Origin of the sequence: Rhizobium leguminosarum, from assembly GCF_019798305.1 — a bacterium.
In the GTDB taxonomy this organism is placed as follows: Bacteria; Pseudomonadota; Alphaproteobacteria; order Rhizobiales; family Rhizobiaceae; genus Rhizobium; species Rhizobium leguminosarum_U.
The window spans coordinates 31,813-51,741 of record NZ_JAAXDD010000001.1 but is presented as its reverse complement, the minus strand read 5'-3'; the positions used below and the strand labels follow the sequence as shown (position 1 = coordinate 51,741).

Sequence of the window (19,929 nt, the reverse complement as noted above, 5' to 3'; positions counted from 1 at the left end):
ATTGGAAGTAAAATGAAATTTCTCGACGAAGCAAAGGTCTATATCAAGTCCGGGGACGGCGGCGGCGGCAGCGTTTCCTTCCGACGCGAGAAATTCATCGAGTTCGGCGGCCCGGATGGCGGCGACGGCGGACGCGGCGGCGACGTCTGGGTCGAGACCGTCAACGGCCTGAACACGCTGATCGATTTCCGTTTTCAGCAGCATTTCAAGGCGACGATCGGCACCCATGGCATGGGCAGGAACCGCACCGGCGCCAATGGAAGCGACGTGACGCTCAAGGTTCCCGTGGGCACCCAGATCTTCGAGGAAGATCAGGAAACGCTGATCTGCGACCTGACCGTCGAAGGCCAGCGTTACTGCCTCGCCCATGGCGGCAATGGCGGTTTCGGCAACGCCCATTTCAAAACCTCGACCAACCAGGCGCCGGATTGGGCCAATCCCGGCCTGCCCGGCGAGGAAAAGACCATCTGGCTACGCCTGAAGCTGATTGCCGACGCCGGCCTCGTCGGCATGCCGAATGCCGGCAAATCGACCTTCCTGGCTGCCGTCACCCGGGCTCGGCCGAAGATCGCCAACTATCCCTTCACCACGCTGCATCCCAATCTCGGCGTCGCCACCATCGACGAGCGCGAATTCATCCTGGCCGACATTCCGGGCCTGATCGAAGGCGCCCATGAAGGCGTCGGCATCGGCGACCGTTTCCTCGGCCATGTCGAGCGCACCCGCGTGCTGCTCCATCTCATCTCCGCCCAGGAGGAAAAGGTCGGCAAGGCCTATAAGACGGTCAAGCACGAACTCGAAGCCTACGGAAACGAGCTGACCGACAAGGCTGAGATCGTGGCGCTGTCACAGATCGACGTGCTCGACGATGCCGAGTTGAAGAAGAAGACCAAGGAATTGGCCAAGGCCTGCGGCAAGACGCCATTCCAGATTTCGGCCGTCACCGGCAAAGGCATGACCGAGGTGCTGCGTGCGCTGCGCGACATCATCGTCGACGTCAATACCGAAGAGAAGCCGGCCAAGGTGCCGAAGCTGCGCCATCGCGACATGGTCGTCACCGATGAGGGCGAGGACAAGGGTGGAGACGAGGGCGATGACCAGCCGTAAGCCGCTTGGCCGCTACCGCCGCATCGTCATCAAGATCGGATCGGCGCTTCTGGTCGATCGCAAGGCCGGGCTGAAGAAGGCCTGGCTTGACGCCATGTGTGCCGATATCTCAGACCTGAAGGCCAAGGGTATCGATGTGCTCGTCGTCTCCTCGGGCGCAATCGCGCTCGGCCGCTCGGTGCTCGACCTTCCGTCAGGCGCGCTGAAGCTGGAGGAAAGCCAGGCGGCAGCGGCCGTCGGCCAGATCGCGCTGGCGCGCGCCTGGTCGGAAAGCCTGTCGCGCGACGAGATCGTCGCCGGCCAGATCCTGCTGACGCTCGGCGATACCGAGGAGCGCCGCCGCTATCTCAATGCGCGCGCCACCATCAATCAGCTTTTGAAGATCGGCGCCGTGCCGATCATCAATGAGAACGATACGGTTGCGACCAGCGAGATCCGCTATGGCGACAACGACCGCCTGGCCGCCCGCGTCGCGACGATGACCGGCGCCGATCTGCTCATTCTTCTCTCCGATATCGACGGCCTCTACACCGCGCCGCCGCATCTCGATCCGAACGCGACGTTCCTGGAAACGATTGCCGAAATCACCCCCGAGATCGAGGCAATGGCCGGGGGTGCTGCCTCCGAGCTTTCGCGCGGCGGCATGCGCACCAAGATCGATGCCGGCAAGATTGCAACGGCATCGGGCTGCGCGATGATCATCGCTTCCGGCAAGACCGACAATCCTCTGTCGGCGATCGAAAACGGCGCGCGTTCCTCCTGGTTCGCGCCATCGGGCACACCCGTGACCGCCCGCAAGACCTGGATTGCCGGGCAGCTGCAGCCGGCCGGCGAATTGCATGTCGATGACGGCGCCGTCGCAGCCCTCGGCGCCGGCAAGAGCCTGCTTCCCGCCGGCGTTCGCAGCATTTCCGGCCTCTTCAGCCGCGGCGATACGGTGGCGATCATCGGCCCGGCCGGCCGCGAGATCGCCCGCGGCCTTGTAAGCTACGATGCCGACGACGCCCGTCGGATTGCCGGCCGCAAGTCGGCGGAGATCGAGGCCATCCTCGGTTATGCCGGACGCGCCGCCATGGTCCATCGCGACGACATGGTGATGACCGCGCAGATCGGTTCGAAATCGGAAAGGCAGAAGAAGGACGCGAGCTATGCTTGATACCGTTGCGCCGGGCCCTGACATTGACGTGCTGATGAACGACATCGGCCGCAAGGCAAAGGCTGCCGCACGACCGCTGGGCTTTGCGTCCACCGAGGCGAAGAACAGCGCGTTGAACGCCATGGCCGATGCGATCCTGGCAAACAAGGCGCGTATTCTTGCCGAGAATGCGAAGGACCTGAAGGACATCGAAGGCACCGAGATGCTCGCTTCCTTCATCGACCGCCTGACGCTGAACGACAAGCGCGTCGCCGAAATGGCCGAGGGCATCCGCGCCATCGCCGCCCTTGCCGATCCGGTCGGTGAAGTCATCGCTGCCTGGGACCGGCCGAACGGACTCAAAATCGAGCGCGTCCGCACGCCGCTCGGTGTCATCGGCGTGATCTTCGAAAGCCGGCCGAACGTCACCGCGGATGCCGGCGCCCTCTGCCTCAAGGCAGGCAATGCCGTCATCCTGCGCTGCGGCTCGGATTCGCGCCGTTCATCGCAGGCTATCCATACCTGCCTTGTCGAAGGTCTGAAGGCGGCGGGGCTTCCAGAGCATGCTATCCAGCTCGTTCCGGTTACCGACCGCGCCGCCGTCGGCGCCATGCTGCGCGGCCTCGACGGGGCGATCGACGTCATCGTGCCCCGCGGCGGCAAGAGCCTGGTTGCCCGCGTGCAGAGCGAGGCCCGCCTGCCGGTTTTTGCCCATCTCGAAGGCCTTTGCCACATCTATGTCGATGCCTCGGCCGATATCGAGATGGCGAAGAGGATCATCGTCAACGCCAAGATGCGCCGCACGGGTATCTGCGGCGCAGCCGAAACCCTGCTCGTCGATGGCGCCGCGATCGGCACGCATCTGACGCCGCTGCTCGAGGTCCTGACGGAGGCCGGCTGCGAGGTCCGCGCTTCGCCAGCGGTGCTGAAGGTCGCCCCCGGCATGAAGCCCGCGACCGAAGAGGACTGGTCGACCGAATATCTCGACGCGATCATTTCGGTTGCCGTCGTCGACGGCATATCGGGCGCCATCGCCCATATCCAGACATATTCCTCCAATCACACCGAGGCGGTTATCGCCGAGGCCCCTGACGTCGTCGCACGTTTCTTCACCGAGGTCGATTCGGCGATCCTGCTGCACAATGCCTCGACGCAGTTTGCCGATGGCGGCGAGTTCGGAATGGGTGCGGAAATCGGCATTGCCACCGGCAAGATGCATGCCCGTGGTCCAGTCGGCGTCGAACAGCTCACCTCTTTCAAATATCGGGTGCATGGTGCCGGACAGACGCGGCCCTGACGTGACGACCGAGAATGTGGACCGGCACTATCTCCGCATGCCGCACAGCGAGCGCGACATGGTGGTCGGTCTGTTCGGCGGTTCGTTCAATCCGCCGCATCAGGGCCACGCGCTCGTCGCCGAGATCGCCCTCAAGCGGCTTGGCCTCGACCAGCTCTGGTGGATGGTCACCCCGGGCAATCCGCTGAAGAGCCGCAACCAGCTCGCACCACTCGCCGAGCGCCTCGCCGAAAGCGAGCGTGTTGCCACCGATCCACGCGTCAAGGTCACCGCCTTCGAACAGACGCTCGGCACCAGCTACACCGCCAACACGCTTACCCGCGTCAAGGCGCGCAATCCGCATGTGCATTTCATCTGGATCATGGGCGCCGACAGCCTGCAGACCTTTCACAAATGGCAGAAATGGCAGGAGATTGCCCGCACCTTCCCGATCGCGGTGATCGATCGGCCGGGCGCGACGCTTTCCTTCCTGTCCTCGAAAATGGCGAGGACTTTCGATTTCGCCCGTGTCGATGAGGATGATGCCCGTATTCTCTGGAAAAAGCGTGCGCCGGCCTGGACCTTCATCCACGGGCCGCGCTCCGGCCTGAGCTCGACGGCAATCCGCAACGGCTCGTCGCACGGCGACGCCGAATAGAGCGCCGCGCGCCCAGCGAGACGCATGCGCCAGCCTGATTACAGAAGATCCAGAAAACGAGAAAGCCCGACGGGGGAGGAGATCCGTCGGGCTTATAAACTCGATCGACAACTGGGAGGAGGAGTGTTGTCGACCCTATCGAACGGCTATGGGAGGAGGAGAAGCCGTGTCGATGAGTATGTTTTATCATATTCGACAAAAAGGTGAATACCGATTGGTGCATTGCAGCAATGCACCGGATGCAAATCTCGAGGTGAATTTTGCTTCCCCATTGCTGTTTTTATTAGCAAACAATAACGAACCAGTCCCGGTCGCCGGGAGTCCTTGCGGTTTGTAAACCTGACTCCCGGGTATTTTCGCGCTGCTGATCTCACTTTCGGCGGAAGCCATGCACCTCACGAATGCGTGAACATTGCGCCGCTGCAAACGCGAGCGTCGATACGGTTATATTTTCCTGGATATATCCCTAGCCAAGACGCCTCGACCGTTATATTCGTCGCAATATTTCGAACTCCTGGGAACGAATTATGCAGAACCGCCGCCGATGGATGAAACTGGCAATCGCCGCGATCACAGCCCTCTGGCTTGGCGCGACAGCGCTTTCAGCGCCTGCAGCCGCAGCCGAAAAGCTCACCGTCTTTGCTGCGGCGAGCCTCAAGGATGCGCTCGACGCCGCCAATGCTGCCTGGACGAAGGAAAGCGGCAAGGAAGCCGTCGCCTCCTATGCGGCGAGCGGGGCGCTGGCCAAGCAGATCGAAAACGCCGCGCCCGCCGATGTCTTCATCTCGGCCGATCTCGACTGGATGGATTATGTCGCCAAGAAGAGCCTGATCAAGGCCGACACCCGCTCCAACCTGCTCGGCAACAAGATCGTGCTCGTTGCCGAAAAGGACAAGGCAAAACCGGTTGAGATCAAGCAAGGCTTCGATCTCGCAGGGCTTTTGGGCGACGGCAAGCTTGCCATGGGTGAGCCGAAATCGGTTCCGGCCGGCAAATACGGCATGGCCGCGCTCGAAAAGCTCGGCGTCTGGAAATCGGTCGAAACCAAGGTCGCCGGCGCCGAAAGCGTGCGCGCCGCCCTTGCCCTCGTCTCGCGCGGCGAAGCGCCCTTTGGCATCGTCTACCAGACGGATGCCGCAGCCGATAAGGGTGTCGCCATCGTCGGCACTTTCCCCGCCGATTCCCATCCGCCGATCATCTATCCGATCGCAATCCTCGCCGAGAGCAAGAACCCGGATGCATCAGCCTATCTCGACTTCCTGAAATCGGACAGGGCAGCCGCCTTCTTCACGGCGCAGGGTTTTACCATCCTGAAATGATCGAGGGGCGAGATGATCGCGGAATCGACGACCGCAGCGCTAACAAAGTCGGCCAACTACTCTTTCGTCATGCTCGGGCTTGTGTCCTAAGCATCCGCATCGATAGATATCAAACATAGGGCTAATGGGTGTCCGCTTCGTGCCAATGGTTGCCCCTCACCATAACCCTCTCCCCGTAAAAACGGGGCGAGGGGACGTGCCCTGCGAGAGGTGGGCGGGGGACGGAGAGGGTGCGGCATATCCCCTTCGCCCCGCGAGCGGGGAGAAGGTGCCGGCAGGCGGATGAGGGGCGGGCATCGGGTGACACCGGATTTTCCAGGGAGACAGCTGCATTTGGACATCTTCGGCTTGAGCAATGAGGAATGGACGGCGATCCTGCTCAGCCTGCGCGTCTCGATCGTCGCCATGCTGGCAAGCCTGCCCTTCGGCATCCTTGTCGCCCTGCTGCTTGCCCGCGGCCGGTTCTGGGGCAAGTCGGTGCTGAACGGCGTTGTTCACCTGCCGCTGGTCCTGCCCCCGGTCGTCACCGGTTTCCTTCTCCTCATCCTGTTCGGCCGCCGCGGTCCGATCGGCAGCCTGCTCGACCAGTATTTCGGCATCGTCTTGTCTTTCCGCTGGACGGGTGCTGCGCTGGCCTGCGCCGTCATGGCCTTTCCGCTGATGGTGCGCAGCATCCGCCTGTCGATCGAGGCGGTCGACCGCAAGCTGGAAGAGGCGGCCGGAACGCTCGGCGCCGGCCCTGTTTGGGTCTTCCTGACGGTCACCCTGCCGCTGACCCTGCCCGGCATCATCGCCGGCATGATCCTTTCTTTTGCCAAGGCGATGGGCGAATTCGGCGCGACGATCACCTTCGTTTCCAACATTCCGGGCGAAACCCAGACGCTGTCTTCGGCGATCTACACCTTCACCCAGGTGCCGGGCGGCGATGCCGGCGCGCTCCGCCTGACGCTCGTCGCCGTCGTCATTTCCATGGCCGCCCTGCTCGCCTCCGAATTCCTCGCCCGTCTCGCCGGCCGGAGGATCGACCCGGAATGACGCTGATCGTCGAGGCAAAACAGAGGCTCGGCGCCTTCTCGCTCAATGCCGCCTTCACCTCCGAGCGTGGCGTCACCGCGCTGTTCGGCCGCTCCGGCTCCGGCAAGACCTCGATGATCCGCATCATCGCCGGTCTCGCCCGCCCCGACGAAGGCCGCGTCGTCCTCGACGGCGAAGTCTTGACCGAAACCGCAACCGGCATCTTCGTCCCTAGACATCGCCGCCGCTTCGGCTATGTCTTCCAGGAGGCCCGACTTTTCCCGCATCTCAGCATTCGCGCCAATCTCTCCTATGGCCGCTGGTTCGCGGCGAGACCGGCACACGGCGAGAGCTTCGATCACATCGTCGACCTGCTCGGCATCGAGACGCTGCTGGAGCGCAGGCCATCAAAACTTTCCGGCGGCGAGAAGCAGCGCGTCGCCATCGGCCGCGCACTTCTCTCCTCGCCCCGCCTGCTGTTGATGGACGAGCCGCTCGCCGCCCTCGATGATGCACGCAAGGTCGAGATTCTGCCTTATCTGGAACGACTGCGCGACGAGACCGACATACCGATCGTCTACGTCAGCCATTCGATCGCTGAGGTGGCGCGGCTCGCAAACCAGGTCGTCGTCATGCGCGACGGCAAGGTGGAAGCGACAGGCCCTGCCATCGACATATTGAGCCGCCCCTCCACCGCCTCCGACCGGCGGGAAGTGGGCGCACTGCTGGAAGGCACGGTCGAAAGCTTCGATGCGCGGCACCGTCTATCAACGGTCGCGCTGAAATCCTGTCAACTCCATATTCCGGGAGCCGCCCTTGCGCCCGGCAAATCGGTTCGCATCCGCATCCCCTCCCGCGATGTCATGCTGGCGACCGCAAGGCCCGAGGGGCTCAGCGCGTTGAATATCCTGGAAGCAAGGATAGAGGGGATGTCGTCGACCGAGGACGGAACGGTGGAAATCCGGCTCGATTGCGGTGGCGATATCATTCTTTCCCGGATCACGACGCTGTCCTGCGAGCGCCTGGATCTTCGACCGGGTAGGGCGGTCTTCGCCGTCATCAAGACAGTTGCCCTGGAGGCTTGATCAGCCGCGCTCGCCCTGCTGCAGGTTGCGCTTGGCCTCGAGCCAGGCGAGATCGTCGGCAAGGCTCGTGCGCATCGTCCTTTCCATCCGACGGAAACGCTCGAGCAGTTCCTCGCCGAACGGCGTCAGCGCCGCGCCGCCGCCCTTCTGCCCGCCGCGCTGCGATTCCACCACCTGTTCGTTGAACATCCGGTTCATCTCGCTGACCAGCAACCACGCCCGCCGATAGGACATGTCCATCGCCCGCCCGGCCGCCGAGATCGATCCTGTCTGGCGAATATGCTCCAGCAGTTCCATCTTGCCATGGCCGAGACGATCCTCGTCCGGGAAGCTGATTCGCAGGACGGGCACGAGTGTTTTTGCGGCTGAGTCGGTCATTGAATCTGGAGATCGTGAAATTTGCCGCACTTTACGCTGCGGCATGGAAACTGTACACCGCCCGCACGAGGCCGCCCCGAGCAGCCAAATACTTCAATTCAAACGGCAGATCGGATTTTCGGCCGTTCCGTACCTTAGCATGTCTTGAAACATTAATGGTTTGATGCCTATCTTAACCATGATCCGGTCTCGATCGGATCTGTGTTGTGCATAGTTTGTCATTCCAGGAAAGGGAAAGCACTGACAACAGTACACGCCAAGGGAAAAACGTTCGCCGTTATCCCGAAGAGTGCGGAACGTGGCGTCGATGCCGCCGCCCGCGCCCTAGAAACCGTCCTCGCCAGCCTCGAGGACTCCAAAGCTGAAGATATCGTTACCATCGACATTGCCGGAAAATCGGCCCTGGGAGACTACATGATCGTCGTCTCCGGCCGCTCGAACAGGCATGTCATGGCGATCTCGGATCACCTGCTCACCGACCTGAAGGACGACGGCCTCGGTACGGCCCGCGTTGAAGGTCAGGAAGGCGGTGATTGGGTCCTGATCGACACCGGTGACATTATCGTGCATGTGTTCCGCCCCGAAATCCGCGAGTTCTACAACATCGAGAAGATGTGGGCGGCTCCGGATATGGATGAAGAAACACGGCACTGACGGGCGTGCCGGCATTCTGTCCGGCGCCTGAGACGTGGCATTGGCTGGCTGTGTGCGCCCGAAGTGTCGCATGAGCGGGAGCGGATGAATGCGAATAGGTCTTTTTGCGGTGGGACGGCTGAAGTCCGGCCCCGAAAAGGATCTTGCCGCCCGTTATTTCGACCGTTTCGCCAAGGCCGGCCCTGCCGTCGGCCTCGAACTGACCCGTGTTGCCGAAGTCGCCGAAAGCCGTGCCTCCAATGCGGAGACCCGCAAGCGCGAAGAGGCGGCGATGCTTCTGAAATCGCTTGCCGATGGCAGTATCCTCATTCTTCTCGATGAACGCGGCAAGGCGCTCGACAGCGAAGCCTTCGCAAACCTGCTCGGCTCCTATCGCGACCAGGGCAAACGCGAACTGACCATCGCGATCGGCGGCGCCGACGGACTCGATGCCTCCCTGTACGATCGTGCCGACGCCACGCTGTGCCTTGGCAAGATGACCTGGCCGCACCAACTCGTGCGCACGCTGATCGCCGAACAGCTCTATCGCGCCGTTACCATCCTGTCCGGCCACCCCTATCACCGCGTCTGATGCCGCATCGGCCCGATGCGTCGGCCCGATACCCCGGCAATGCGTCGCAATATCACGCAGCCGTGTTTGCTTGGCCACCCCGTTCTCCTTCGAACTTTCTGGCAAAGCGCACCAAATCAGCTTAGTCTCCGCGCGATTTGAGAAAGTGCCCCAACACGCATGACGAGAGCATCCACCAGGCGACACCGCATGATCCTACCGGCTATCGCGGCCGGCGCCGCTGTGGTGGTGATTGTCGTGTCGGCAGATCCGTTCATCGTCCGGGCGCAGGATGCCGCGCCCGAGGCGGCACAATCTGCACCGCAGCCGGCAGCCGGGCCGGCGCCACCCGATCCAGCGGCCGAACTTGCCGCCAAACGTGATCAGACTCGTGCCGAACTCGAAACCCTGTCGAGGACGATCAGCCTCTCCACCGACAAGGTGAGCGCGCTTCAGCAGAGCATCGCCGATCTCGAAAAGAGCACGGAAAGCATCCGCCAGGCACTGATCGATTCCGCCGCCCGCCGCAAGGTGCTCGAAAAGCAGATCCTCAAAAGCGAGAAGAAGCTTGCCGATCTCGGTGTCAAGGAGGATGGCATCCGCCGTTCCCTGCACGAGCGGCGCGGCCTGTTGGCCGAGGTGCTGGCAGCGCTCCAGCGCATGGGCCGCAACCCGCCGCCCGCTTTGCTTGTCACCCCCGATGACGCGCTCGCCTCCGTGCGCAGCGCCATTCTGCTCGGCGCCGTCGTGCCCGGCATCCGCAAGGAGACCGACAAGCTTGCCGCAGACCTCGCAAGCCTCGCCGCATTGCAGACCGCAAGCGCTGCCGAGAAGACCTCGCTGACCGCAACGATGACCAACGGCATCGAGGAAGAGCGGCGCATGGATCTGCTGCTTGCCGAAAACGACAAGCTCAGTCGCAGCAACGCTGCCGAGCTCGGGGCCGAAAGGAAGCATTCCGAGGAACTGGCAGGCAAGGCGACCAGCCTCGAAGGCCTCGTCGTCTCGATGGAATCCGAGATCGCTTCGGTGCGGGATGCCGCCGCTGCCGCCCGCCAGGCAGAAGAGAACCGCAAGCTGCTGACGGACGAGCAGCGCGCCCAGGCCAAGGCACTCGCCGACAGCGGCGTGCCCGATAAAAACCGCATTGCGCCCGCATATCCCTTCGGAGAATTGAAGGCGAAATTGGAGGTGCCCGTTACGGGCGATATCCTGCGCCAGTTCGGCGATGCCGACGGAACCGGGCACGAAGCCATGGGAATGACGGTGGCCACCAATCCAGAGACGGTGGTGACGGCGCCTGCGGATGGTCTGGTGGTTTTCGCCGGCGCATTCCGCAGTTACGGCCAGATGATCATCCTCGACACGGGCGATGGATACCACCTGGTTCTCTCGGGAATGGATACGATCAATACCCGTCAGGGAAAATTCGTTTTCTCCGGCGAGCCACTTGCCGTGATGGGCGCGAAAAGAGTGGCAAGCGCAACTGCATTGGCGCTGGAAACGAACCGGCCAACGCTTTACATTGAATTTCGAAAGGACGGTAAACCGGTCGATTCCCGGCCGTGGTGGACCGCCAAAGACACTGGAAAGGCACGCAATGATTCGTAGGGCTTCTCTTGTTCTGGTCGGCGCATTGATGGGTGCGACCGCAATGAGCGTCATTTACTCGGCGGGTGTGCCGGCAGAAGCGGCCGGATCCTCGACTTACAAGGAACTTTCGGTTTTCGGAGATGTCTTCGAACGTGTGCGTGCGCAATATGTGACGCCGCCTGCGGAAGACAAGCTGATCGAGAACGCCATCAACGGCATGCTCTCCTCGCTCGATCCGCATTCGAGCTACATGAATTCGAAGGACGCCGAGGACATGCGCACCCAGACCAAGGGTGAGTTCGGCGGCCTCGGCATCGAAGTCACGATGGAAGACGAACTGGTCAAGGTCATCACCCCGATCGACGATACGCCCGCCGCCAAGGCCGGCGTCCTCGCCGGTGACTACATCTCCGAGATCGACGGCCAGTCCGTGCGCGGCCTGAAGCTGGAAGACGCCGTCGAGAAGATGCGCGGCGCCGTCAACACGCCGATCAAGCTGACGCTGATCCGCAAGGGTGCCGACAAGCCGATCGAGCTGACGATCGTCCGTGATGTCGTTGCCGTCCAGGCGGTCAAGTCGCGTGTCGAGGACGATGTCGGTTATCTCCGCATCATCTCCTTCACCGAGAAGACCTATCCCGACATGGAAAAGGCGATCAAGAAGATCAAGGACACCGTTCCGGCCGACAAGCTGAAGGGTTATGTTCTCGACCTGCGTCTCAATCCGGGCGGTCTGCTCGACCAGGCTATCAACGTCTCCGATGCCCTGCTGCAGCGCGGCGAAGTCGTTTCGACCCGCGGCCGCAACCCGGATGAAACCCGCCGCTTCAATGCCGGCCCGGGCGACCTGACGGATGGCAAGCCGGTGATCGTGCTGATTAACGGCGGTTCGGCTTCCGCGTCGGAAATCGTCGCCGGCGCTCTTCAGGATCTGCGCCGTGCCACCGTTCTCGGCACGCGCTCCTTCGGCAAGGGTTCCGTCCAGACCATCATCCCGCTCGGCGAAAACGGCGCGCTGCGCCTGACCACGGCGCTCTACTACACGCCGTCGGGCCGCTCGATCCAGGGCACCGGCATCACTCCCGACATCAAGGTTGAGGAGCCGCTGCCGCAGGAACTGCAGGGAAAGATGGTGACCGAAGGCGAATCCAGCCTGCGCGGCCACATCAAGGGCCAGAGCGAAACCGACGAAGGTTCAGGCTCCGTTGCCTACGTACCGCCGGATCCCAAGGACGACGTTCAGCTGAACTACGCGCTCGACCTTCTGCGCGGCAAGAAGACCGATCCGGCCTTCCCGCCGAACCCAGACAAGGCCGTCGTCGCCAAGTAATCGATCAGGTCAAGGCCGGGCACTTCGCCCGGCCTTGAGCCTTTCTGCTGTTTCCCGGTTTTGGAGCGGGCGAAAAATTGGGAACGGACCTGCATACGCCTCTGGGCCGCAACCGCAAAACCAGCCGCAAGCGTCCGGGTTTTCTGCGCCTGGGCCGCATCGCCGCCAGTCTTTGCCTATTCGCCATAGGCGGCTTTTCCCTTTATACGGCATTTCGCGGCGATGAGCTCGAACGCAGCAAACCGCCGGCGGCCGAACAAGCCGCAACGCCCCCTTCCGATAGCCCTGAGCCGCCGACGGCCGCCGCGGACCAAGCGGGCGGCGGTATGCCCCGCGCCGATCCGCGCTCGGGCGCCAACGTCGAACAGATCGTCACGGGCGACGGCTCGGTTGTCACCAAATACAGTCCCCGCCCGCGCGACGGCGGCGCGCCGGTGCTGGTCGACGCCATGCAGATCGGCCAGGATCCGCGCATGGCGGCCCAGCCCAATGAAGCACTACTCGAAGAGACGCCTTTTGGCAGGCTGCCGATCGTCGGCCCCGATGGCCGGCGGCCGATGGATCAATATGCGCGTCCTTCGTCCGGGGCGCGCGGCGTCCGCATCGCCATCGTCGTCAGCGGCCTCGGGCTCAGCCAGACCGGAACGCAGCGCGCCATCGCGCAACTGCCGGAGGAGGTCACCTTCGCTTTTGCCGCAAGTGGCAACAGCCTGCAGCGCTGGATGCAGGAAGCCCGCCGCGGCGGTCACGAGATCCTTCTCCAGCTGCCGCTCGAACCCTTTGATTATCCGGCAAACGATCCAGGCCCCGAAACGCTGTTGACCACGAAATCGGCCGCCCGCAACATCGAAAACCTGCACAAGGCGATGGGCGAGATCACCAACTATACCGGCGTCATGAATTATCTCGGCGGCCGTTTCCTGTCTGATCCCGCCGCCATGGAACCTGTCATGCGCGACATCGGCAAGCGCGGGTTGCTGTTTCTCGACGACGGCACCTCGGCGCAGTCGAAGACGGCGGCGATCGCCAAGGGAACCGAATTGCCCTATGCCTTCGCCGACCTGCAGCTCGACGGCCAGCTTGATATCGATGCCGTCCTGAAGAAGCTCGACGAACTCGAGCGCATCGCCCGCAAGAACGGCCAGGCGATCGGCGTCGCCTCGGCTTTCGATGAGAGCGTTGACGCCATCGCCAAATGGAGCGAGGAGGCAGCAATGCGCGGCATCGAGATCGTCGGCGTTGCCGCCCTTTCCAACGATCCCCGGAATCCTTGAGAGGAATTCCTTGCGAAGAATCCCAGAACGGAGAAGAAGATGAACCAGGCGACCGTGATAGCCGAGGATCTGCCCTACCGCCCCTGCGTCGGGGTGATGATCCTGAACCGCGATGGCCTCGTCTGGGCCGGACGGCGCATCGCCGATGGCAATTCCGAATATGACGGCTCGCCGCAGCTCTGGCAGATGCCGCAGGGGGGCATCGACAAGGGCGAGGATCCATTGGACGCCGCCTACCGCGAGCTTTACGAAGAGACCGGCATAAAGACGGTGACCCTGCTTGCCGAAGCGAGAGATTGGATCAACTATGATCTGCCGCCGGCGCTGATCGGCATCGGGCTGAAGGGAAAATTTCGCGGCCAGGCGCAGCGCTGGTTCGCCTTCCGCTTCGACGGCGACGACAGCGAGATCGCCATCAACCCGCCGCCTGGCGGCCATGAACCGGAATTCGATGCTTGGGAATGGAAGCCGATGCAGCAACTGCCGGGGCTGATCGTGCCCTTCAAGCGCGCCGTCTACGATCAGGTGGTGGCCGAGTTCCAGCATTTGCAAACACTTCAATCGGAAGACTGATCACGGCGGGATGACTGCCGCCGTTTGCGCTCGGCGGCAGGAATAGGATATCCGGCCGCCATGAGCGGCCGGCATCTCGTTCGAACCTTATTCGGCTTCGTTGGCGGAATCGGCGTTGAGCTGGCCGTATTTGCTCTCGCCGATTTTCTCGAGCAGGTCGATCTGTGTTTCGAGGAAGTCGATATGACCTTCCTCGTCCGCCAGCAGCTCCTCGAAAAGTTTCATGGAAACGTAGTCGCCGGCGTCATGACAGATATCGCGCGACTTCTTGTAGGCCGTGCGGGCGTCGTACTCGCCGGCAAGATCGGCTTCCAGAACTTCCTTGACGTTCTGGCCGATGCGTAGAGGTGCAAGGGTCTGCAGATTGGGATGGCCTTCGAGGAAGATGATGCGGGCGACAAGCCTATCGGCATGGTGCATCTCTTCGATGGATTCGGCGCGCTCCTTCTTGGCGAGCTTGGTGTAACCCCAATCCTCAAGAAGACGATAGTGAACCCAATATTGGTTGACCGCCCCGAGTTCGAGGAACAAAGCCTCGTTAAGCCGCTCGATGACCTTTTTGTCGCCTTTCAATGTCCGCTCTCCTGTTTTCCTCATGGAATTGTTTCAAGCGGGACATGAAATCAAATATTTCGGTCTCCGTCGAGTGACGACGGGCGTGATATTCCTCGGTCGTCTGGATAATGAGGTCGACGACGTTGGGAAAACAGCCGCAGCAGCGGCCGCGTTTTTCCATGGCGTGGTAGACCTTCGCAGGCACAATAAGCTGCCAACAATCTTCATCGAGAAGGTTGGTGATAACCTCCCGGATTTCCTTATCGGTTATATAATTGCAGCTGCAGACAAGCACGTCTTCATTCCAAACATGACACTTACTATCGTGTTTTCTGCTAAAGAAGATGGTGACTGTCAAGAAAAAATTTGAGTCCCGTGTCATTCAGTCGGGCGGCCGAATGGCATTCCGGAGGCGGATAGTTTTTGAAGAATTGGCCTGAAATCCGAATTTCTATCTAAATCAAAGGCGTACGGTACAACGTCGTCCGAAAGCGCGCGACGTTTTTTAGCATCACTCTCTAGTGGAAATTCCGCCCCCGCGGCATGACCTGGGCTGTTTCCGCCACAACCGCATGGCCGCTTGCGGCAGCCATCCGCTTTTCCAGCTCCGCCCTCTCTCGTGCCTGCGCGAGCTTTCTCTGCCGCTGATCGACACCCGGCCTCAGTACCTCGTCCGATCGCTCGCAGACGCCGAAACGCCGGGCCTCGCGTTGCAGGATACCGAGCGCCGGCGTCATGTCCTCGATATGCTCAACAACGGTATGGATCACCCCGCTCTGGCTTTGCAGCCTGCCACGGATTTTCACCAGCCGAGCACCCATGACGATCGCCCGGTATTTATCGAATACTTTGCTCCAGACGATGGTATTGGCGACCCCGGTTTCGTCCTCCAGCGTCATGAAGATCACCCCTTTGGCCGAACCTGGACGCTGCCGCACCAGCACCAATCCAGCGATTGTCACCCTCTTTCCGTTCGGTACTGTCAGAAGATCGACATTGCGCGTGATGCCCATTTTCTGAAGTTCCTCCCGCAGGAAGGAAACCGGATGCGCCTTGAGCGACAGGGAGAGATAACGGTAATCCTCGATCACCTGTTCGCCCGGCAGCATATCCGGCAACTTCGTCGCAGGCTCGGCCTGGAGGTCGACGTGACGGACCTGCTCGAAAAGCGGCAGCTCCTCGGTCGCACTTTTCACATCCAGCGCCCGTACCGCCCAGAGTGCGTCGCGTCGTGACAGTTTGAGGGACTGGAACGCATCCGCATCCGCCAGTCGCTCGATAACAGATTTTTGCAGGCCGGACCGCAGCCAGAGATCGCGCACCGAACTGTAGCCTTTACCTCGATGGTCGGCGAGCCGTTCCATATCGTCTATCGAGAGACCCTTGATCTGCCGGAAACCCAGCCGCACCGCATGCCGGGTCTTGATGATCTCGCGCATCTTGTCATGCCGGAAATCGATGGCATTCCGATCGAAGGCAGCTTCTTCCAGACCGCACTCCCAGTTCGATTCATTGATGTCGACCGGCAGGATCTTTACCCCGTGCTCGCGTGCATCCCGCACCAGCTGCGCCGGCGCATAAAAGCCCATCGGTTGGGAATTCAGCATCGCCGCGCAGAAGACGTCGGGATAATAGGCCTTGAGCCATGAGGAGGCATAGACGAGCAGCGCAAAGGAGGCGGCATGGCTTTCCGGAAAACCGTATTCACCGAAACCTTTGATCTGGTTGAAACACTGTTGCGCGAACTCCGGATCATAATCCTTTGCGACCATTCCCTCGATGAACCGCTTTTCGAAGTTACCGATCGTACCCGTTCTCTTGAATGTCGCCATCGCTCTGCGAAGCTTGTCGGCTTCCGCCGGTTTGAAGCCTGCGGCGGTAATGGCGATCTGCATGGCCTGTTCCTGGAACAAGGGCACGCCGAGGGTTCTTTCCAGAACCGTTTCCAGCTCCTTGCTCGGATATTTGATCGGAATGTTCTTGGCCCGCTGCTCCCGACGTTTCAGATAGGGATGCACCATGTCGCCCTGGATCGGACCCGGCCGCACGATCGCTACCTCGATGACGAGATCGTAGAACACCTTCGGCTTAAGACGCGGCAGCATGCTCATCTGCGCCCGGCTTTCGATCTGGAAGACGCCGAGCGTATCGGCCCGGCCCATCATCTCGTAAACCGGCTTGCCCTCATCCCCATGCTCCTTGTGGCCAAGGTCTGCGAGCGTCTTCTTCACGTCGTAATGCAGCTCCAGCAGCGAAAAGGCCTTCCGCAGGCAGGTCAGCATGCCGAGCGCCAGCACATCCACCTTGAGAATCTTGACGTTGTCGAGGTCGTCCTTGTCCCATTCGATCATGTAGCGATCCGGCATCGCCGTCTTCATGATCGGCACCACCTCATCGAGCCGGTCCCGCGTGATGACGAAGCCGCCGACATGCTGGGTGAGGTGGCGCGGGAAGCCGAGAAGCTCGGAGGCATATTTCAGCACGTTCTGGGTCACCGGATCCTTGACGTCGAGACCCGCCGCCTTGGCATCCCGTTCGGAGAGATTGTCCTCCGACCACCCCCAGACGAGGCTGCTGATCGCCGACTGGACATCCTCCGACAGCCCGAAGGCCTTGGCGACCTCGCGGCCGGCCGAACGGGTGCGGTAGGTGGTCACCCCCGCCGTCAGGCCGGCATGTTCTATGCCGTATCTTTTATAGATGAACTGGATGACCTCTTCGCGTCGATCATGCTCGAAATCGACATCGATATCCGGCGGCTCGTCGCGATCCATCGAAATGAAGCGATCGAACAGCAGCGTGCTCTTTTCGGGATCGACCTCCGTTATCTCGAGGCAATAGCAGATGACCGAATTTGCCGCCGATCCGCGCCCCTGGCACAAGACCTTGAGTTCATAGCGGGCGTGCTGGATGATCCTGTGCACCGTCAGGAAATAAGAGGCATATTTCTTATCCCCGATGAGTTTCAGCTCATAATCGATCTGTTGCGCCACCTTGGGCGGGATACCCTCGGGATAGCGTCTTGCGGCTCCCGCTCTCGTCAGCCTTTCGAGTGTCTCCTGCGGCGTTTCGCCAGGATCGTTTTCTGGCGGATAATTGTGCTCCAATTCCTTCAGCGAAAAGGTCAAGCTGTCGAAAAATACCTGCGCATTTTCAATCGCACCAGGATAGTCCCGGAAGACCCGGACCATTTCACGTGAATCCTTGAGGTAACGTTCGGCATTCGGCGCCAGCAGGAATCCGGCTTGCGCTATCTGCACATGCTCCCGGATCGCGATCACGACATCCGAAAGCGGCCGGCGTTCGGGATGATGGTAAAGTGGTTGGTTGGTCGCAATCAACGGCACGCGATTTCGGGCAGCAAGCATGGAAAACACCGCAAAGACCTGCCTGTCGCGGCCGTCATAGGCTGGCGCCAGCACCATAAAAAAAGCCTTGCGGAAGCGTCTGCGAAACCGTTCCAGATAATCTTTCAGCGTCGACTGACCCGCCTGATGATCGACAAGGGTGCGATCGGGAACGAGGGCAAGCATCATCTCGTCCCCCCATTCCATGAGCTCCGCTTCCGTCAGTATGCAGGTCCCCTTGACCGCCTCTTTTTTTAGATTACCGGTGCTGAGAAGACGGCAGAGATTGGCCCAGCCGCGCCGGTTGCGCGGATAGGCAAGGACATCGGGCGTTCCGTCGCAAAAGACGAGACGGGCGCCCGGTTGAACCCGGATAGGATCGAAAATGGCCTCCGTTTTTCCCTTCTTCTTCGCTTCGGCTAAAATCGCATCCCTGTTTTTGTATCTCTCCTCAAGCTGCTCCGCCTGCGCATGTGCCCGCACCACCCCGGCAACCGAATTCCTGTCCGCAATGCCGAGGCCGCCGAGCTTCAGCGAAGCGGCCTGCACGACCATCTCTTCCGGGCTGGAGGCGCCTTCGAGAAACGAGAAATTCGTCCTCGCGCCGATCTCGCAAAATGCGGGCGCGGTTCTCATGCAAAAACACCATGCATGAACCAGCGCGGATCGAGTTCCCGACCATAGAAGCCCCGCCGATAGATCCAGAAGCGATGTCCGGTCTCATCCTCGATGCGGAAATAGTCACGCGCCTCGGCGTCATCCCCATCGATCCACCACTCCATGGCAATCCGTTCCGGCCCTTCGCTTCTTGCCACCTGATGCTGCATCCGCCGCCAGCGGAAGATCTGCGGCGGACCATCGGGCACTTCGGCAAGTATGGTCTCGACGGGCTCCGGCGTTGCAAAGAGCCGCAGCGGGCGCTCTTCGCGGAAAGGAAGCTGGATGTCCTGCGCGGCCTTCCGCCTGGGAAGGCTCTCCATCACAGGAACCGTGATGACGGCGCGTTCCGGCACATGGCTTTCGCGAAGCTGGAAGCTTTGCAGGCAATCCGCACCAAGCCGGGCCGAGACCCGGTCGACGAAGGCCGAAAGCGAGATCTCTCCCTGCCGGTCGCCCTCGAAATCACCCTGCGCCTCGTTGAAGGGATCGTGCCGCAACACATTCAACCGCAGGATCTCGAAACCATAGCCGGCATCGAGATCGTCATAGACCGCCTGCAATCTCTCGGAAAAAAGCCCGGCGATGAACTTTGGTTCGCGAAGCGGCTGTGAAGCGCCGACGGAGATACGAAAGACCCTGCCGTCGACGCGGAACAGGACCAGTTCGAACACCCGCCCGCCAGCCCCCCGCACCTCCAGCGACGGCTGCAGCGATAAGGCGATCTGCCTGGTGACGGCAAGGATCTGCTCTTCCGTCCCGATGGGCTCGATCAGCCGGCTTTCGGCCGAGAGGCTGGCAACAGGACGCCGGGGCGAGACCGGCTCCTCTTCACGTCCCAGCGCCTGGTCGAGACGCAGAAGCAGCTCCTGGCCGAACCGGCGGGTCAGCGGCGCTCGCGGTGCATCGATGACGTCGCCGACATATTTCAGACCGAGCTTCTTCAGGGCATCGACGGTTTGTCCTTCCAGCCGCAAGGCTGCAACCGGCAAGGACATCAGCACATGTTCCGTCTCTTTGTCCTCGATCACGCCGCCTTGCCCGAAGCGGGACGCGGCCCAGGAAAGGCCGGGTGACGATGAGATCGCGCCGCGGGCATCGAACCCCATATGAAAAAGCCGCGACAGCACATCCCTAAGAAGCGCCTTTTCACCGCCGAAAAGATGGGCGCAGCCGCTAATATCGAGAAACAGGCCGTCCTTGCCGTCGAACGCCACCAGCGGCGTATAACGGTCGCACCAGTCGGCAATTGCCTCCAGCAACCGGCGGTCGGCTGCCGGATCCTCTTCCGCGACCTCGAGCAGCGGGTACATGGCGCGCGCTTCGGCAACGCCCAGCTCCTTCCTCAGCCCCAGCCTTTCGGCCAACTCGTCCAGTGCCGTCAGCCGCATGGCATTGTTGAGCTTGCCGGAACAGACGATAGG

18 protein-coding genes are annotated in these 19,929 nt (G+C 61.5%); 13 read left to right on the top strand and 5 right to left on the bottom strand.

The window, feature by feature from the left end; genetic code table 11:
• Positions 1-12 precede the first annotated feature (12 nt).
• The 7 genes from obgE to modC all read left to right on the top strand — a co-directional run bounded on the left by obgE (position 13) and on the right by modC (position 7,594).
• Positions 13-1,107 carry a GTPase ObgE gene (gene obgE / locus HFO99_RS00230; protein ID WP_222358315.1) on the top strand — a complete coding sequence of 365 codons (1,095 nt, stop codon included), beginning with the start codon at positions 13-15 and terminating at the stop codon, positions 1,105-1,107.
• Positions 1,094-2,263 (top strand): glutamate 5-kinase, encoded by a 1,170-nt coding sequence (proB, locus tag HFO99_RS00225; protein WP_222358313.1) that lies wholly within the window; start codon positions 1,094-1,096, stop codon positions 2,261-2,263. The genes obgE and proB overlap by 14 nt, the downstream gene beginning before the upstream one ends.
• Positions 2,256-3,539: a glutamate-5-semialdehyde dehydrogenase gene (locus HFO99_RS00220; protein WP_222358311.1), complete on the top strand. Its 1,284-nt coding sequence runs from the start codon at positions 2,256-2,258 to the stop codon at positions 3,537-3,539. The genes proB and HFO99_RS00220 overlap by 8 nt, the downstream gene beginning before the upstream one ends.
• Positions 3,514-4,176 carry a nicotinate-nucleotide adenylyltransferase gene (locus HFO99_RS00215; RefSeq protein WP_222358309.1) on the top strand — a complete coding sequence of 221 codons (663 nt, stop codon included), beginning with the start codon at positions 3,514-3,516 and terminating at the stop codon, positions 4,174-4,176. Before HFO99_RS00220 ends, HFO99_RS00215 begins: the two co-directional genes overlap by 26 nt.
• A 527-nt stretch (positions 4,177-4,703) precedes the next feature.
• Positions 4,704-5,495, top strand: coding sequence for a molybdate ABC transporter substrate-binding protein (gene modA / locus HFO99_RS00210; protein WP_222358307.1), 792 nt, complete (start codon positions 4,704-4,706; stop codon positions 5,493-5,495).
• A 333-nt stretch (positions 5,496-5,828) separates the two neighbouring features.
• Positions 5,829-6,530 (top strand): molybdate ABC transporter permease subunit, encoded by a 702-nt coding sequence (gene modB, locus HFO99_RS00205; protein ID WP_222358305.1) that lies wholly within the window; start codon positions 5,829-5,831, stop codon positions 6,528-6,530.
• Positions 6,527-7,594, top strand: coding sequence for a molybdenum ABC transporter ATP-binding protein (gene modC, locus HFO99_RS00200; protein ID WP_222358303.1), 1,068 nt, complete (start codon positions 6,527-6,529; stop codon positions 7,592-7,594). The genes modB and modC overlap by 4 nt, the downstream gene beginning before the upstream one ends.
• On the opposite strand, the gene HFO99_RS00195 is transcribed toward modC, so the two are convergent.
• A complete protein-coding gene (locus HFO99_RS00195) occupies positions 7,595-7,972 on the bottom strand; it encodes a winged helix-turn-helix domain-containing protein (RefSeq protein WP_222358301.1) in 378 nt (125 codons plus the stop codon). It abuts the gene before it with no gap.
• A gap of 210 nt (positions 7,973-8,182) precedes the next feature.
• Here HFO99_RS00195 and rsfS point away from each other — a divergent pair, with 210 nt between their 5' ends.
• The 6 genes from rsfS (at position 8,183) to HFO99_RS00165 (ending at position 13,946) form a co-directional block, all read left to right on the top strand.
• A complete protein-coding gene (gene rsfS / locus HFO99_RS00190) occupies positions 8,183-8,626 on the top strand; it encodes a ribosome silencing factor (RefSeq protein ID WP_222359224.1) in 444 nt (147 codons plus the stop codon).
• Between the two features lie 88 nt (positions 8,627-8,714).
• A complete protein-coding gene (rlmH, locus tag HFO99_RS00185; RefSeq protein ID WP_222358299.1) occupies positions 8,715-9,197 on the top strand; it encodes a 23S rRNA (pseudouridine(1915)-N(3))-methyltransferase RlmH in 483 nt (160 codons plus the stop codon).
• 189 nt (positions 9,198-9,386) lie between these two features.
• Positions 9,387-10,787 (top strand): murein hydrolase activator EnvC family protein, encoded by a 1,401-nt coding sequence (locus HFO99_RS00180; RefSeq protein WP_222358296.1) that lies wholly within the window; start codon positions 9,387-9,389, stop codon positions 10,785-10,787.
• Positions 10,777-12,099 carry a S41 family peptidase gene (locus HFO99_RS00175; protein WP_064248995.1) on the top strand — a complete coding sequence of 441 codons (1,323 nt, stop codon included), beginning with the start codon at positions 10,777-10,779 and terminating at the stop codon, positions 12,097-12,099. The genes HFO99_RS00180 and HFO99_RS00175 overlap by 11 nt, the downstream gene beginning before the upstream one ends.
• Positions 12,100-12,176: 77 nt before the next feature.
• On the top strand, positions 12,177-13,373 hold the full coding sequence (locus HFO99_RS00170; protein ID WP_222358294.1) for a divergent polysaccharide deacetylase family protein: 1,197 nt from the start codon (positions 12,177-12,179) through the stop codon (positions 13,371-13,373).
• 39 nt (positions 13,374-13,412) lie between these two features.
• Positions 13,413-13,946 (top strand): RNA pyrophosphohydrolase, encoded by a 534-nt coding sequence (locus HFO99_RS00165; RefSeq protein WP_222358291.1) that lies wholly within the window; start codon positions 13,413-13,415, stop codon positions 13,944-13,946.
• Positions 13,947-14,033: 87 nt separating this feature from the next.
• Here the strand turns inward: HFO99_RS00165 and bfr are convergent, their stop codons facing one another.
• The 4 genes from bfr to HFO99_RS00145 form a co-directional block, all read right to left on the bottom strand.
• Positions 14,034-14,519: a bacterioferritin gene (bfr, locus tag HFO99_RS00160; protein ID WP_017966050.1), complete on the bottom strand. Its 486-nt coding sequence runs from the start codon at positions 14,517-14,519 to the stop codon at positions 14,034-14,036.
• A complete protein-coding gene (locus HFO99_RS33215; RefSeq protein WP_261322937.1) occupies positions 14,485-14,883 on the bottom strand; it encodes a (2Fe-2S)-binding protein in 399 nt (132 codons plus the stop codon). Before HFO99_RS33215 ends, bfr begins: the two co-directional genes overlap by 35 nt.
• Positions 14,884-15,019: 136 nt before the next feature.
• Positions 15,020-18,484: an error-prone DNA polymerase gene (locus HFO99_RS00150; RefSeq protein WP_222358288.1), complete on the bottom strand. Its 3,465-nt coding sequence runs from the start codon at positions 18,482-18,484 to the stop codon at positions 15,020-15,022.
• Complete coding sequence (locus HFO99_RS00145; RefSeq protein ID WP_315860465.1) at positions 18,481-19,926, bottom strand: DNA polymerase Y family protein; 1,446 nt, start codon at positions 19,924-19,926, stop codon at positions 18,481-18,483. Before HFO99_RS00145 ends, HFO99_RS00150 begins: the two co-directional genes overlap by 4 nt.
• Positions 19,927-19,929 lie beyond the last annotated feature (3 nt).

Coding starts and splice junctions, on each gene's coding strand:
- obgE (WP_222358315.1), top strand. CDS start 13: ATGAAATTTCTCGACGAAGCAAAGGTCTATATCAAGTCCGGGGACGGC.
- HFO99_RS00175 (WP_064248995.1), top strand. CDS start 10,777: ATGATTCGTAGGGCTTCTCTTGTTCTGGTCGGCGCATTGATGGGTGCG.
- HFO99_RS00180 (WP_222358296.1), top strand. CDS start 9,387: ATGATCCTACCGGCTATCGCGGCCGGCGCCGCTGTGGTGGTGATTGTC.
- modA (WP_222358307.1), top strand. CDS start 4,704: ATGCAGAACCGCCGCCGATGGATGAAACTGGCAATCGCCGCGATCACA.
- HFO99_RS00150 (WP_222358288.1), bottom strand. CDS start 18,484: ATGAGAACCGCGCCCGCATTTTGCGAGATCGGCGCGAGGACGAATTTC.
- HFO99_RS00215 (WP_222358309.1), top strand. CDS start 3,514: ATGGTGCCGGACAGACGCGGCCCTGACGTGACGACCGAGAATGTGGAC.
- proB (WP_222358313.1), top strand. CDS start 1,094: ATGACCAGCCGTAAGCCGCTTGGCCGCTACCGCCGCATCGTCATCAAG.
- rlmH (WP_222358299.1), top strand. CDS start 8,715: ATGCGAATAGGTCTTTTTGCGGTGGGACGGCTGAAGTCCGGCCCCGAA.
- HFO99_RS00195 (WP_222358301.1), bottom strand. CDS start 7,972: ATGACCGACTCAGCCGCAAAAACACTCGTGCCCGTCCTGCGAATCAGC.
- HFO99_RS00165 (WP_222358291.1), top strand. CDS start 13,413: ATGAACCAGGCGACCGTGATAGCCGAGGATCTGCCCTACCGCCCCTGC.
- HFO99_RS00220 (WP_222358311.1), top strand. CDS start 2,256: ATGCTTGATACCGTTGCGCCGGGCCCTGACATTGACGTGCTGATGAAC.
- modC (WP_222358303.1), top strand. CDS start 6,527: ATGACGCTGATCGTCGAGGCAAAACAGAGGCTCGGCGCCTTCTCGCTC.
- HFO99_RS33215 (WP_261322937.1), bottom strand. CDS start 14,883: ATGACACGGGACTCAAATTTTTTCTTGACAGTCACCATCTTCTTTAGC.